Consider the following 14617-nt stretch of genomic DNA (forward strand, 5'->3'; position numbering starts at 1 on the left):
CGTACGTTCTCGAAGAGAGGTCTCATCATGTGTTACGCAGTCCGATGTCCGTCCTGCGGCAAGACGACGTGGGACGGCTGCGGCCAGCACGTCGACGAGGTGATGCGGTCGGTACCGACCGCACAGCAGTGCCGCTGTGAGCGGACCGCGGGGCCCGCGCCTCGCCCCGCGCGCGGGTTCTGGCGCCGGTAACGGGTACAGGCCTTTCATGGCGTTGGCGGCAGGTGTAGGTCTCGGTGCGCTGATCGGCGTACTTCTGGGCCTTCTCGGTGGCGGGGGCTCGATACTCGCCGTTCCGGCCCTCGTCTACGGCATGGGCATCGGCGTCGAACAGGCCATTCCGATCTCGCTGATCGTCGTCGCCACCGCGTCGGCGGTCGGTGTGCTGCCGAAGATTCGCGCCCGACAGGTCCGGTGGCGCATGGCCGGAATCTTCTCGGCGGCCGGTATCCCCGCGACGGTCCTCGGCAGTGCCATCAGCAGACACCTGCCGGAGTCGGCGCTGCTGATCGGGTTCGCCGTCGTGATGGTCATCGCCGGGGTTCGCATGCTGATCGATCAGGGCCATACCGGCACCGCTTGCGAGGTGCGCGCCGGTCAGGTCAATTGGCGCCGCTGCGCGCCACGATCGATCGGGGCCGGCCTTGTCGTGGGCTTGCTGACCGGGCTGTTCGGCGTCGGTGGCGGATTCCTCATCATTCCGGCGCTCGTGGTCGTACTCGGGGTCGAAATGTCCACTGCGATCGGCACTTCGCTGCTGATCATCGTCGCCAACTCCGTGGCCGGCATCTTCTCGCATCTTCACGGCATCAGTGTCGACTGGTCGCTCACCGCGGCATTCGTCGCAGCGGCGATGGTCGCCTCGCTCGCCGCCGGATACTTCGGCACCAAGGTCGACACCGACCGTCTGCAGCGCTGGTTTGCCTACCTCGTATTCGCCGTCGCCGCTTACGTTCTCGTCGACACCATCTTTCTACGATGACAACAGAAGGAGAACCAATGGACGTCTCGATCATCGAAACCGCCGGACTCGGTGACCGCAGTTATCTGATCAGCCACGGTGACGTCGCCGTTGCGATCGATCCGCAGCGCGACATCGACCGGGTGCTCACGCTTGCCGATGATCTCAAGGTGCGCATCACCCACGTGGCCGAAACGCACCTGCACAACGACTATCTGACCGGTGGACTCGAACTGTCGCGCACCGTCGGCGCCGAGTACGTGGTGCCCGCGGGCGATGATGTCAACTACCCCCGTCGCGCAGTCAGCGACGGTGAGGTGATCGACGCCGGACCCATCCGTCTGGAGGCGATGCACACTCCGGGCCACACCCATCATCACATCAGTTATGTGCTGCGGGACGACACCGGCAAGGTCCAGGGCGTCTTCACCGGTGGTTCAATGTTGTTCGGCACCACCGGTCGTACGGACCTGATCGGCGCGGAGGACACCAAGGAACTCACCCATGCGCAATATCACTCGGTGCGCAAGATCGCCGATCATCTGCCCCCCGACACACCGGTCTACCCGACTCATGGTTTCGGCAGCTTCTGTTCGGCCACACCGGCTTCCGGTGATGAATCAACGGTCGGCGAGCAACGACGGTCCAACCCGGCGCTCACACAGGACGAACAGAGCTTCGTCGACGAACTGCTCGCCGGACTTTCGGCCTACCCCGCGTACTACGCGCACATGGGCGTCATCAACAGTGAGGGTCCGGCCCCAGTCGATCTGACGCCGCCCGAGCCGATCGATCCGGACGAACTGCGCCGCCGACTCGAGGCCGGCGAATGGGTGGTCGATCTGCGCAATCGGAGGGCCTTCGCGGCCGGACATTTGCAGGGAGCGTTCGGTTTTGAGTTGTCCGGCTCCTTCGTCAGCTATTTCGGCTGGCTCTATGAGTGGGGTGCGCCGGTGACGTTGATCGGTGAGTCGCCGGATCAGATCGCCGACGCAAAACGGGAATTGGTGCGTATCGGCGTCGACCGACTGACGGGTGCGGCCACCGGTGACATCGACGATCTGAGCGATGGAATGCCGCTCGGTTCCTACCCGGTCGCGGATTTCGCGGAACTGGCCGACCAGCGCCGCGCGGACGCCGTGGCGGTGCTCGATGTGCGACAGAGCCACGAGTACGAGTCCGAGCACATTCCGGGAGCGCGCAACATACCGTTGCATGAGCTACCCGAGCGGCTCGGCGAAGTCCCCACCACGACGGTCTGGGTGCATTGCGCGTCCGGATATCGGTCCTCGATCGCGGCGTCGATACTCCATCGCGCGGGCCACGCCGTCGTGCTGATCGACGACCACTTCGACAGGGCGAAAGAGCTCGGCCTCACCGCGGCGGACGATAACTAGGGTTCGGAAAGCGCGGCAAATGGGCATATCCCGCATGTCTCTCGAAGGAGGAGCTCATATGGTCAGCCGTACCGTCGACGGCCGTTCGCCATCCGCGTGGCTGTTGCCCCTTGTCGTGGGCCTGGCCACGGCGGCCACACTCGTCGTCAATTATCTGGCCAACGCCCTACCGATCAACGGCCAGACCACCGGTGACGTCACCCGCCGCTACGAGGTGTACTTCGTGCCTGCCGGTTACGTCTTCTCTATCTGGAGCGTGATCTACCTCGGGTTGATCGCATACAGCGTGTACCTCGGCGTCGCACTGACCCGGGGCCGTGCCGACAGCGGCGCCGCGCGCGCCATCGCCCCCTGGTACGTGCTGACCGCGGTGGCCAACTGTTGTTGGCTGTTCGCGTGGCATCACAACCGGTTTCCGCTGAGCATGCTGCTGATGGTGGTGCTGCTGATCGCCCTGATCATCATTTACCGCCTGCAAGCCTGCAGCCCGCCCACCTCGACGCTGGAGCGCTGGACGGTGCACATCCCGTTCCGCGTGTACCTGGGCTGGATCTCGGTCGCGACGATCGCCAACGCGACGATCACCCTCGACGACGCGGGGTGGTCCGGCTTCGGGCTCTCCGAGCCGACATGGGGCGTGATCATGATCGCGGTGGCGGCCGCCCTTGGCGTGGTGATGAACCTGCTTCACCGCGACGTCGCCTACGGGCTGGTGATCGTCTGGGCGCTGGTCGGTATCGCGGTGCGCCTGCACGACACCACGTCGATCCTGATCGCCTCGTTGACCGGTGCGGCCGTGGTGGCCGTGGTGGCCGCCGCCGTCGCAGCGAGTGTGCGCCTGCGTACGCGCGCGCCGAAAGAGTCCGCGAAAAACCGTACGCTCGCGAACTAGTCGGCTAAGACTGAGCCATGCCGGATCTCAGCGCACGATCACCTCACGCGCCCACCGCGTTCCGGTACCCGGGGCTCACCGGCCGCCGCGCTCGCCTGCGAAATGTGGTGAAGCGACTCGTGCGTGTGGACCTGCTTCCCTCCGAGGCCACCGCGCGGGCGTTCATCACGGGCCTGAACGCGGGTGACCCCGTCGCCGAACGCTTCGTCGCCGAGACCTATCACGGTGAGCTGGGCGCCAGGAAGGCCCGCGATCTCGTCGAGACGGCGCAGCGGGTGGGCATCGACAACGTCGCCGAGGCGCCCGCATCGATGCGGGCGCTGTTCGAGGAGTTCGAGCAGCTGCCCGACTGGGTCGATCCGCAGCTCGTGGAGGAAGGCGCGGCGGTCTGGCGCCGTTGGGCCTACGCGTTGGGGGCGCTCGGAAACGCCGGCACCAACGACACCTACACCGAGGGCTGGCTGGCGGTACCGCTGTCGCTTTCCGGCGGCTATGCCGGGCAGCGCGCGCTGCATCGGTACCTGGAGACGTCACGCTGGTGGATCGAGGTCTGCAGACCCGGAGCGATCCTGACGCCAGGATCGCTGGGCCGCAACATCTCTCTGCATGTGCGGATCATGCATGTCAGCGTCCGCGACCGTGTCAAACAGCATCCGGAGTGGGACGCCGAACGCTGGGGGCTGCCGATCAGCCAGTCGGCCATGCTGCTGACTCTGTTGGGCGGCAGCGTCGCACCCGCTTTCGGTCTGTTCCTTCTCGGGCACCTCACCTCACCGCGCGAGATGCTGGCCGTTCTGCACTTCAACCGTTACTGCGGGCACCTTGTCGGGGTTCGGTGCGACGGGTACTTCCCCGAAACCGTTGCCGACGCGTGGCGGATTCTGTTCATGTCCGACGCGGCCCGCAGCTACGACAGCGGAGACAGCGGCACCGAGCTCGTCCAGTCCTTCGTCCCGGCCTTCGCGCCCGCGCCGGCGTACCGGGGCCTGGAGCGGCTCCGCGCCGAGTACCACTACCGCCTGCAGGCCGGGTATCTCGGCTTGTACATGCTGCCCTGGAACCGCCGCCGCTACCGGCTGCCATCGGCCCTGCCGGGAATCGCGTTGCTGCTCAGCCGGTTTCCGGTGGTCCTCGCATTGGAGATCGGTCGCCGGTTGTCGTCGACGCTGGACCGCCGCTGGCAGCAGTACAACCTCAAGCGGTGGGAGGGCTGGCTACAGTGGCAATCCGCCGGTAAGGCGGCGGCTTTCGAGGCCGCCGTGCCCTTGCGTCGCTGATCACGCCCTCGACTGCACGAGCGACGGGCTTCCGACCCCGATGGTGATCTTCGGAGCTGCCGCGGGGTCGAGCCAGGTCAGCAGTGTGCGCATCTCGTCGCGGCCGATGCCCACGCACCCCCAGGTCGGGTTGCCGTCGGTTACATGGAGGAAGATGCCAGAGACCTTCCCCGGGATCCGTTGCGGGTTGACGGTGATGTTGACGGCGTAATCGTAGACGGGACCGGAGTCGTACAGGTTCTCGGCGATGGAGGACGGCTTGCGTGGCGAACGGACGCGGGTGTTGTAGGTCGGTGAGTCGGCATCCTCGTCCCACCAGTCCTGGTTCGTGGCCTGAAAGTACGGCATCTTGGTGCCTGGGTTTGGTTGCCGGCCGAAGGCCTGGTCGAAGGTGAACGTGCCGACCGGTGTTCGGTGCACACCGTCGGCGGGGGCGCCGACACCCAGCGCGCCCACTTTGGCGGGTGTCGGTCCCAGAACGGGTTTCCACTGCCCTCCGGTCTGCTCGAAGGCGGTGAGCGTTCCCGAGGTGGCACTGGCGGCGGGCACCCCGACGACGATCCACTGCGTCGTCTGCACGGCAGCAGCGGCAGGTTGGGCTTGGGTCGTTGCCGGTGCCGCGAGCGGTAGCGACAGGAGCGCAACGCCGAGGCACGCCAGCGTCTTTCGCAGTTTCACGTGGTACCTCGGGATGGGGATAAGTCACTCGAATGTCGAATCGAGCCATCGTATCCGCGATATCCGGCCCAACCCTGCGGTCGAAACCCGTTCGCGGCCAAAGCGAGACCGTGTCGCTACTTGGTGCAGCCGGTTGCTTTGATCCCGTGTCCAATACTTGTCGGACCCTTTTGTGATGATGTGGTTATGGTTTCGCTCGCTTCTCCGGATGCTCGGGTTGTGGTGGGCCCTAAGCAGCGTTTGGGTCAGCTCTATGAGCAGTTGGCCGAGTTGTCGGGGCAGCGTAATGCGATCGATGGGCGCATCGTGGAGATCATCGCCGAGATCGACCGCGACGGGCTGTGGTCGACCGCCGAGGGTGTGCGATCGGTCAAAGCGCTGGTGGCCTGGAAACTGGGGATGTCTGATGGCACCGCCACCAAGGTGGCCGCGGTGGCGCATCGTTTCGAGGAGTTTCCCCGCTGCACCTCCGAGATGCGCGAAGGCCGGTTGTCGTTGGATCAGGTCGGGGTGATCGCCCAATACGCCGGCGCGGGCTCTGATGGGCACTACGCCGACATGGCGGCGGTGGCGACGGTCAACCAACTACGGTTCGCGATCAAACTCGAACCGCGCCCCGAACCCGAACGCCCCGAACCGCGCCGCGGTATCAGCAAAACCGTCGGTGACGAGTTCACCACCTACCGCATCACCCTGCCCACGATCGAGGCCGCCAAGCTCGACGCCGCCCTGCAGTCGCACCGCGACGCGCTGATCGGCGAACACTTCGCCGATCACGGCCCCGATGCGGTCGGCGACGATTACGAGCGCCCCGCCGAGGGTGACTGGCAGTGCCGCGTTCCGTTCCCGACGGTGACCGATGCGTTCATGCGCCTGGTCGAGACCGCGTGGGATGCCGAGGTGGCCCGACGCCCGCATGATCAGCACAGCACCGTCATCGTGCACCTCGATGTCGACACCCCCGCGGCGTGGCCGCACCTGGGCCCGGTGCTGTCCGAGGCCGATCGGCAATTGTTGTTGTGCGACACCGGCTGTGAGGTGTGGCTGCAGCGCCACGGCCAGGTGATCGGGTCGGGGCGCTCGACGCGGGTGATCAGCCGCCGACTGCGCCGCGCGCTGGAGTACCGCGACCGCACCTGCCGCGTCCCTGGATGCGCGGCGACCCGTGGGCTGCACGCTCATCACATCCGGCACTGGGAGGACGGCGGGCCCACCGAACTGGACAACCTGGTGCTGGTCTGCCCCTATCACCACCGGTTGCACCACAGCGGCGAGATCACCATCACCGGCCCCGCCGAGCACCTAATGGTCACCGGCCGCGACGGCAAACCGCTGAACCCTGGATCGCTGGCACGACCACCCACACAACCCCCACCCGCGGTCCCACCCTGCCCCGGACCCCTCGGCGAACGCGCCGAATGGTGGTGGTACAACCCCTTCGAACCCCAACCACCACCGGTAGACAACTAGGTCCAGGCTTCAAGCACGCTGGCGTGCAGCATATTTCGGTGCCTGAATCCTCAGGTGCTCAAACCGACCAGCTTCTGGATGAAGCGGATCTCGTCGTCATTGTGCGCGTGCCCGTCGGGATGGATCAGGTCGGAAAACCATGTGTCCGGGAGCGTCGTATAGGGCTCGTTCCAGGAGTCCCACGGCAGGTACGTCTGGGTCCGCCCGGCGACGAATCCCCAGTTGTACGCCCCGACATGGCGCCGCTTGGCAATCGGGAGGATGCCATCGACGGTGCTGCCGAGGTTGCGCGCGAGGTATTCGGTGCACAGAATCGGCCTGCCCAGCGGAGTGAGTTCGTCGATGCGGTCCTCGAACTCGGACGGAGTGCCGTAGCTGTGGAAGCTGATGATGTCCGAGAGTTCGAGCTGTAGGGAGCAGATCTCACTGCGGCTGCCCGGATCTCGCCAGTGGCCCTGCCACACACCGCTTGTCAGCGGCTGAATCGGGTTGACCGCGCGCACCCACTGGAACACGTGGGGCAGAAACGCAGCGACTAGTTTCTGCTTGTCGGGGTGTTCGACCTTGCGGTAATCCTTCGCCGGATTGTCCGGCTCGTTCCACACGTCCCAACCCAGAACCCGAGGATCGTTGCGGAACAACCCGACCACACCTGTGACGTAGCTCTGCAGCACCCGGGTGTACGCCGGATCCTGCAGGCGGTGCGCGCCGGGACTCTGCACCCATCCCGAGTTGTGCACGCCCTTGATCGGTGGGCGCTGAGGACCGGCCTTGGGCAACGGATTCCAGCACGAGTCGAACAGAACGAAGAGCGGCTTGATGTTGTGGCTCGCCGCGATGGCGACGAACTGCGAGAGCCGCTGGCTGAAGCCGGCCCGGTCCGTGGCCCACAACTGGTCGTGCAGGAACACCCGCATGGTGTTCATCCCGATGCGCTTGGCCACGCTCAGCTCACCGGCGATGCGGCGCGGGTCGAAGGTGCCCGCCTGGAACATCTCGAGCTGGTTGACGGCGTTCGAGGTGACGTAATTGGCGCCCAGCAACCAACCCTGCTCTGCGTACCAGGCGTTGGCGCGGTCAGCCGACCATCGCCCCGTCTCGGCGGCCGCGACGGGTGGCAGTTTGGTCAGTGCCGCGGCGGCTGCCAGATACAGTGGGAGTTTGAGAGCGGTTCGCCGGCGCACCCTGTGAACATAGTGTTCGTGAGCAAGACGTCAGCTCTCATGTCTCATCCTGCAACACAACGGGTTTCGAATCGTTACCGAACGGGCCGACCGACGTGGTCACCGAGGACTAGCGTTGCGGGCCAACTCGATGACGTACTGGTTGACGAAGGTGCCGGCGGGTGGATCACCTTTGTCGCAGGTGCCGTCGGACTCGCCGGGGCGTTTGATCCACAGATAGGCGTCGGCGTGCGCACCCGCGGTCTGCGTGCTCGGCGGGACACCGAGTGCCCGGCCGCTGGGGTTGCACCAGTGCAGGGGCGAGTCGGGGGCCGCTCCGTTGCCGTTGCGCGACGTGTCGATCACGTAGTGCTTGCCGTTCGTGAGCCCCGAGATCGCCTCGCCGTACCCGATCTCCTCCTCGGTGCTGAAGAAGTTCGCCACATTGAGGCTGAAGCCCCGGGCGTGCTCGACACCGGCCTGGTTCAACCGGGACGCCATCTCCTCGGCGCTGTGCCAGCGCAAGTGACCCGCATCGACGTACACGGCCGCCGCCGGATTGCGCGTCAGCGTGTCAACCGCGTAGCGGATCAAGTCGAAGCGCTCCTGACGCTGGTCCCCCGAGAGGCAATCGGCCATGGCGAGGGCATCGGGTTCGACGATGATCGCCGCTCTCGAACCGCCCACGCCGGCGGCGATGTCGTCTATCCACGCCCGGTAGGCCCCACCGCTGGCCATGCCGCCCGCGGCGAAGCTGCCGCAGTCGCGGTGCGGGATCCCGTAGATGGACAGCACCGGGATGGCGCCCGCCGCCTGCGCGTCACCGACGTACTTCGCGACCGTCGCGGCAGAGGGGCCGGGAGTGATCCAATACGCCTGCGGCGTGTTGGCGACCGTGGTCAACTCCGGAATCGGCGGATCGGCTTTTTGCGCGGCGCGCATCGCCACCGAGTCGGGATTGACGTAGAACGGCGCACCGGCCAATGGGTTCGCTTCGCTGGCCAACCGCACGAGCGGCGCCGGGCCGGCGTGCAGGCCCAGAACAACCGCCGCGACGGTTAAGAGGGGAGCGATCCACCGCGCAACCGCGGCGGCAGCTGAAGACATCACCCGAGGGAAATTAGTGCTTGGCCGTGTCCAGCGCCAACCAGGGTCATGCGGGGAGTCCGTCGGCGACCCGGGGCACCCGCTCCGCATCCGCGCCGTCGAGCACCATCGCCGCGACCCGGTCCCGATGCTCCTCGGCGCTGCCGAGCAGGATCGCGTCAGTCGCTGCGCGTTTGTAGTAGAGGTGAGCCTGGTGCTCCCACGTGAACCCGATCCCGCCGTGCACCTGGATGGTGTCGTTGGCGACGTGGGTCAATGCGGACGAGCAGACCGACTGCGCAATGCTCGTCGCCAACGCGGGGTCGTCGGATCCGTCCGTCAGGGCCCAGATCGCGTGGTAGGCCGTCGACCTCGCGTGTTCGACGTCGACGAGCAAATTGGCGAGCCGGTGCTTGACCGCCTGGAACGATCCGATCGGCCGGCCGAACTGCAGCCGCGACTTCGCGTACTCCACCGACAGGTCGAGCAGATGCTGTGCGGCGCCGACCTGCTCGACGGCCAACAATGCCGCACCCACCTGCAACGCGTGGTTGACGACGCGGACCGCCTCGGCGGGCCCGGCGATCAGGCGTGCGGGCGCGTCGGCGAACGTCACGTTGGCCTGGGACCGGGTGAGGTCGAGCGTGGCCAGCGGGGTGCGCTGCACGCCCTCGGCGGTGGTGTCGACGGCGTACAGCGCGACGCCGTCGGAGCCGCGCGCGGCGACCAGCAACACATCGGCGATGCCGCCGTCGACTACTTGAGCCACGCTGCCCGACAAGGTATCCCGGCTCACGGTCACCGCAACGGCATCCGGATCGAGCACACCGGCCCGGTCCGTCACCGCGACGGCCGCGGTGCGCCGACCCTCGACCAGGTCGCCGAGCAGTTCGTCACGAAGGGGCCCGGGCGATGCGGCCACCAATGCCGGGATCGCGAGATACACCGTGCCGAACAGCGGTCCGCACGCCAACCGCGCCCCGAGCTCCTCGATAGCGACTGCCTGATCGACAAGCGTGCCGCCGACGCCGCCGTCGGTCTCGGGCACCGAGAGGCCCAGCACGCCGAGCTCAGCACCCAGCCGGGCCCATACCTTCGGATCGAACGGCGGCTCGGACTCCATGAGCCTGCGAACCGTCTCCTCCGAGAAGTGCTCGGCGCTGAACTTGCTCACGGCGTCGCGCAATTGGCTCTGCTCGTCGGTGAACCTGAACTCTGCCTGCCCAGCTCGGCGCTCAGTCTGGTTCGCAAGCTTCTCAGCCACGGGGGATCTCCTTCCACGGCATGCCCGCATCGGCACGCAGGTCGCCAGGCAGCCCGAGGATGCGTTCGCCGAGAATGTTCCGCATCACCTCAGACGTTCCGCCTTCGATGGTGTTGGCCCTGCTCCGCAGGTATCGCTGCTGGATGGGCCCTTGCCAATCCCGTTCGCCGGTCCCTGCACCCTGCTGGTAGCCGTGGTACAGAATCCCTTCGGGCCCAAGGAAATCCATGCACCACTGGTAGATGTCCTGGTTCAGTTCCGCGCCGACCAGCTTGCCGACCGACCCCTCCGGACCGGGTCCGCCCACCGTGGCGGCGGCGCGCGACCGTTCCGAGGTGAGGCGTTGCGCCTCCGAGCGCAGCCACAACTGCGTCAGCCGGTCCCGCAATACCGGTGTGTGCCGGTCGGGCCGCGACGCCCACAACCCGGTCGCGTCGGCGATGGTGCCCGCACCACGCCGGCTCCCGCTTCCGCCGAGCGCGGTGCGCTCGTTCATCAACGTGGTCATGGCGACGGCCCAGCCGTTGTCGACCTCGCCCAGGCGGTGCTTGTCGGGGATCCGCGCGTCGTTGAAGTAGACCTCGTTGAACTCGGCTTGCCCGGTCATCTGTCGCAGCGGCCGGGTTTGAACGCCGGTGCCGTGCATGTCGATCACGAAGTAGGTCAAACCCTTGTGCTTGGGCACATCCGGGTTGGTGCGCGCCAGCAGCAGCCCCCAGCGCGCCCGGTGGGCGAGGCTGGTCCACACCTTCTGGCCGTTGACCACCCAGTCGTCACCGTCGCGAACCGCCGATGTCGCCAGCCCCGCGAGGTCAGAGCCCGCTCCCGGCTCGGAAAACAGCTGACACCACAGGTCCTCGGTGGTGGCCAGGGGCCGCAGCCACTGCCGCTTCACCTCCTCGGTTTGGGCATGCTCGCGAATCGTCGGTGCGGCCATGCCGTAGCCCATCGGATTCAAACCGAGAGGCATCGGCCCACCCGCGCCCTGCAGGATGCGGTCGGCGACCGACTGGAGCCCGCGGGACACCCCGAGCCCGCCGAGACCCTCGGGAAAGTGCACCCACGACAGACCGGCGTCGTAGCAAGCACCGAGGAACTCGGGGACGGGAACGTTCTTCGGGTCGTGGTCGGCGACGACCCCGCGCGCCAACTCGGCTAATCGATCGGCGTCACCGGCATTGCTCATGCAGTCACGATAGAAACTCGACCGGAGTCGAGGGACAGCGGGACCCGGGAAGGCTCAGCCGCGGTACCGGGCAACCTTCGCCGCGTAGTCGTCGAGAAGTCGCAGCGACTCGTCGCGCGGTTTGGTGGGCAGCAGCAGGTTCGCCTGCCGGTAGCCGAGTTCGTCGAGGGCGCGCCAGTAGTCCGGGTCGATCGGAGTCCCGAACGTCGTCAACGGGACATCGCGGCTTGCGCCGTCCCGCATCTGGCCGATCCGTCTGGCCAGCCTCTCGACCGGCAGCGGATTGGACATCCACCCGGCACCGTGGCGAATCACCCGCTTGACCGTGGCGTCGGAGTCACCGCCGACCACGATCGGCGGATGCGGTTTCTGCACGGGCTTCGGGCGCAGATACGACGAATCGAAATCGACGAAGCGGCCGTGATACTCGGCCGGTTCGTCGGTCCACAGCGCTTTGATCGCCTCGATGCGCTCGTCGAGCAGCGCACCGCGCGTCTTCGGGTCGGTGCCGTGATGGCGTAACTCCTCGATGTTCCAGCCCGCGCCCACCCCGAACACGAAACGGCCATTCGAAATGAGGTCGATGCTGGCCGCCTCCTTGGCGGTGATGATCGGGTCACGCTGGATGAGAAGCGCGATACCGGTGATCAACTCGATCTTGGAGGTCACCGCCGCCGCCGCGGCGAGTGTGACGAACGGGTCCAGGGTCCGGTAGTAGATGGAGGGCAGCTCACCGCCCATGGGGTACGGCGACTGCCTGCTCGCCGGGATGTGAGTGTGCTCGGCGACCGCAAGCGCGTGAAAACCCCGCTCCTCGATCGCGCGGGCGAGGGTCACGGTGTCGATGGTGTCGTCGTTGACGAAGGTGGAGATCCCGAATTCCATGCGCGTCCTCACTGCCGTCGATGCGCCTGCCAACGTTGGTATGCGCGCGGCTATTCCTCAGGCCAGCGGTTCGCCCCACTTGGTCAGCACGTGCCATTCACCATCGAACATGTCGAGGCCCTGCCCGTTGGCGTCCCTGTCCGTCACGTCCCCCGCATACCGGTAGAGCGGGTGGCCCCGGTAGGTCACCTGGGCACGGCCGTCGCGACGCGGAACGGTCTTGGCCGCCGCCACGTCGATACCCGGTCCCCCGGCCGGGTCGGAATCGGCGAGCAGCGGAATCCATGTGTCTGCGCATTCGCCGTAGCAGGTGGGCCCGTTCGCCGCGTCCGTCGAGAAGACATACAGCGTGCGTCCGGTGCTGTCGACGATGATCTCGCCGAGGTCGCCGCGGTCATCGATCGCCAGCGACACGTCTCCGATGGGCGGGATCCGCTCATTGGACGGCGGTGGGTTGGGCGCAGGAGTGACCGCGTCGGTTCGCAACGCGGTCGCCGAAGCCCGTGTGCCCGAGGTTTCGGAGCTGTTCTGCGCTTGATTCTCCAGCGCAGAACAGCCGGTCACCGCCACGAGGCCCGTTGTCAGCAGCGACATGCATGCGACGTTGCGACACGCTGCGGCCGCAGTTCGTGGCGTGGGCATGATCGATTCATTTCCGTCGATGCCCGCGTTCAAACGTGTCGCGAAACCGATGATGCCTTTTGCCGCGGCTCGACGTCGGGGCCGAGTCAAGAAGCCGGCGCTGCCTTCCGTGCGGCGATCTTGACGTGAACCTCGGCCATGTCGAGTGCTTTCACCCGGGTGATCAGGTCCTCGAGCGCTGCGGGATGCATCGCGCCGGCCTGCCGGTAGACGAGGACGCCGTCCCGGAACGCCATCACCGTCGGGATCGACGTGATCTCCAGCGCGGTGGCCAGGTCGAGCTCGCGTTGTGTGTCGACCTTGGCGTGCACGACATCGCGATGCGAATCCGAGGAGTGCTCGAATATCGGGGCGAAGGCACGGCACGGGCCGCACCACGATGCCCAGAAATCGACGAGCACGACCGGATTGTCCACGACGGTGGACTCGAAGTCGTCGTAGGTCAGGCTCTTCGTGGCCATGACGCTCTCCTTTCCGTATTTACTTGCGGGGCAGAAGAACCGCTACGCCAAGCCCTTCAGCATCAGATTCCAGTACATGAACGGCAACCCGTACTTCTTGAGGTACCAATAGCTGCGATGGGGCTTGGTCGGGTCGAGCAGGGGGAACGACGGGGTCACGTTCAGGTCGTAGTCGAACTCCGCCAGGAGCATCGCGTGCGAGGATGTCACGATCGGACACGACCCGTAGCCGTTGTACGAGGCGGTCAGCGGTCGGCCCGACAAATAGGACTCGATGTTGTCGACCACCACCGGGGCCTGTTTGCGGATCGCGGCACCGGTTTTCGAATTGGGTGAAGAACCGGCGTCACCGAGGCTGAACACGTTGGGATAGCGCACGTGTTGCATGGTGTGCTTGTCGATCTCGACGTATCCGTTCGCGTCGCCGGTCGACAGTGGACTCGACTTGATCCAGTCGGGCGCGGACTGGCGGGGCACCGCGTGCAGAACGTCATATGGCAGCACCGTGTCGGGTCCGCTATCTCCGACATGGGTCACGCCCGCCTTGTGCGCCGCCGCGTCGATGGACGTCACCTCCGCGTTGGTGTGCACGGTGATTCCGTAGTCGGCGGCGATCGCGTCCAGGTTGTCGGCGATCGCCGGGATGCCGAACAGTCGCGGCGTGGGCACCACCAGGTGTACGTCGATGTCCTTCAGCACGCCCTGCTTTCGCCAGTAGTCGCTGGCCAGGTAGGCGATCTTTTGGGGCGCTCCGGCACACTTGATCGGGCCGGACGGCATGGCGAACACCGCACTGCCCGAACGGAGGTTGCGAATGAATTCCCATGTGCGTGGCGCCAAGTCGAACCGGTAGTTCGACGACACTCCGTCTCTGCCGAGCGCGTGCTCCAGACCATCGGTGCGGTTCCAGTCCAACTGGATGCCGGGGCAGACCACGAGCACCTCGTACTCGTAGTCCGCTCCGTCGACACACGTGACGGTGTTGTTCTCCGGATCGACCCCAGCCGCTGCGTTCTTGATCCACTTCGCGCCCTTGGGCATCACCGACGCTTCGGGCCGTGCCGTCGTCGACGCCTTGGCCTGGCCGCCGCCTACCAGAGTCCATAGCGGTTGGTAGTAGTGCGTGTCGGACGGTTCGATGACGGCGACGTCCGAATAGCCGTTGCGCAGCAGCCGCGCGGCGACCGAGATGCCGGCGGTACCCCCACCGACGATGACGACTTGGTGTTTCGCGGTAGTCATGATCTCTCCCGCC

Annotated in this window: 15 protein-coding genes; 6 read left to right on the top strand and 9 right to left on the bottom strand. The window is 66.3% G+C overall.

Annotated features, from left to right (window positions below; genetic code table 11):
• The first annotated feature begins 27 nt into the window (after positions 1 to 27).
• From A5650_RS27685 to A5650_RS15525, 5 genes are read left to right on the top strand one after another with little or no spacing between them, the layout of a single operon-like run.
• A complete protein-coding gene (locus tag A5650_RS27685) occupies positions 28 to 192 on the top strand; it encodes a DUF8730 family Cys-rich protein (RefSeq protein ID WP_502686694.1) in 165 nt (54 codons plus the stop codon).
• Positions 193 to 208: 16 nt separating this feature from the next.
• Positions 209 to 982 carry a sulfite exporter TauE/SafE family protein gene (locus A5650_RS15510; protein WP_067083990.1) on the top strand — a complete coding sequence of 258 codons (774 nt, stop codon included), beginning with the start codon at positions 209 to 211 and terminating at the stop codon, positions 980 to 982.
• A 17-nt stretch (positions 983 to 999) separates the two neighbouring features.
• A complete protein-coding gene (locus A5650_RS15515; RefSeq protein WP_067083991.1) occupies positions 1000 to 2358 on the top strand; it encodes an MBL fold metallo-hydrolase in 1359 nt (452 codons plus the stop codon).
• A 58-nt stretch (positions 2359 to 2416) separates the two neighbouring features.
• Positions 2417 to 3250, top strand: coding sequence for a TspO-related membrane protein (locus A5650_RS15520; protein ID WP_067083993.1), 834 nt, complete (start codon positions 2417 to 2419; stop codon positions 3248 to 3250).
• A 17-nt stretch (positions 3251 to 3267) separates the two neighbouring features.
• The gene (locus A5650_RS15525; protein WP_067293072.1) at positions 3268 to 4527 is read left to right on the top strand and encodes an oxygenase MpaB family protein; all 1260 of its coding nucleotides are present in this window, start codon (positions 3268 to 3270) and stop codon (positions 4525 to 4527) included.
• Here A5650_RS15525 and A5650_RS15530 read toward each other — a convergent pair whose 3' ends face one another.
• A complete protein-coding gene (locus tag A5650_RS15530) occupies positions 4528 to 5205 on the bottom strand; it encodes a L,D-transpeptidase family protein (protein WP_067083995.1) in 678 nt (225 codons plus the stop codon).
• Between the two features lie 186 nt (positions 5206 to 5391).
• On the opposite strand from A5650_RS15530, the gene A5650_RS15535 reads away from it, so the two are divergent.
• Positions 5392 to 6675: an HNH endonuclease signature motif containing protein gene (locus A5650_RS15535; protein WP_067293075.1), complete on the top strand. Its 1284-nt coding sequence runs from the start codon at positions 5392 to 5394 to the stop codon at positions 6673 to 6675.
• Between the two features lie 50 nt (positions 6676 to 6725).
• On the opposite strand, the gene A5650_RS15540 is transcribed toward A5650_RS15535, so the two are convergent.
• From A5650_RS15540 to A5650_RS15575, 8 genes are all read right to left on the bottom strand, one after another.
• Positions 6726 to 7859 carry a glycoside hydrolase 5 family protein gene (locus A5650_RS15540; protein WP_067083495.1) on the bottom strand — a complete coding sequence of 378 codons (1134 nt, stop codon included), beginning with the start codon at positions 7857 to 7859 and terminating at the stop codon, positions 6726 to 6728.
• Between the two features lie 99 nt (positions 7860 to 7958).
• The gene (locus tag A5650_RS15545; RefSeq protein ID WP_067083519.1) at positions 7959 to 8945 is read right to left on the bottom strand and encodes a glycoside hydrolase family 6 protein; all 987 of its coding nucleotides are present in this window, start codon (positions 8943 to 8945) and stop codon (positions 7959 to 7961) included.
• 46 nt (positions 8946 to 8991) lie between these two features.
• Positions 8992 to 10188: an acyl-CoA dehydrogenase family protein gene (locus A5650_RS15550; protein WP_067083493.1), complete on the bottom strand. Its 1197-nt coding sequence runs from the start codon at positions 10186 to 10188 to the stop codon at positions 8992 to 8994.
• Entirely contained in the window at positions 10181 to 11374 is a 1194-nt protein-coding gene (locus A5650_RS15555) for an acyl-CoA dehydrogenase family protein (RefSeq protein ID WP_067293077.1), read from the bottom strand. Before A5650_RS15555 ends, A5650_RS15550 begins: the two co-directional genes overlap by 8 nt.
• Positions 11375 to 11428: 54 nt before the next feature.
• Positions 11429 to 12259 (bottom strand): LLM class F420-dependent oxidoreductase, encoded by an 831-nt coding sequence (locus A5650_RS15560; protein ID WP_067083490.1) that lies wholly within the window; start codon positions 12257 to 12259, stop codon positions 11429 to 11431.
• A 57-nt stretch (positions 12260 to 12316) separates the two neighbouring features.
• Complete coding sequence (locus A5650_RS15565; RefSeq protein ID WP_067083517.1) at positions 12317 to 12853, bottom strand: COG4315 family predicted lipoprotein; 537 nt, start codon at positions 12851 to 12853, stop codon at positions 12317 to 12319.
• A 134-nt stretch (positions 12854 to 12987) separates the two neighbouring features.
• On the bottom strand, positions 12988 to 13362 hold the full coding sequence (gene trxA / locus A5650_RS15570) for a thioredoxin (RefSeq protein WP_067083488.1): 375 nt from the start codon (positions 13360 to 13362) through the stop codon (positions 12988 to 12990).
• 42 nt (positions 13363 to 13404) lie between these two features.
• On the bottom strand, positions 13405 to 14604 hold the full coding sequence (locus A5650_RS15575) for an NAD(P)/FAD-dependent oxidoreductase (RefSeq protein WP_067083487.1): 1200 nt from the start codon (positions 14602 to 14604) through the stop codon (positions 13405 to 13407).
• Between the last annotated feature and the right edge of the window lie 13 nt (positions 14605 to 14617).

The sequence above is a fragment of the Mycobacterium sp. 1164985.4 genome, assembly GCF_001668575.1.
Taxonomy (GTDB): domain Bacteria; phylum Actinomycetota; class Actinomycetes; order Mycobacteriales; family Mycobacteriaceae; genus Mycobacterium.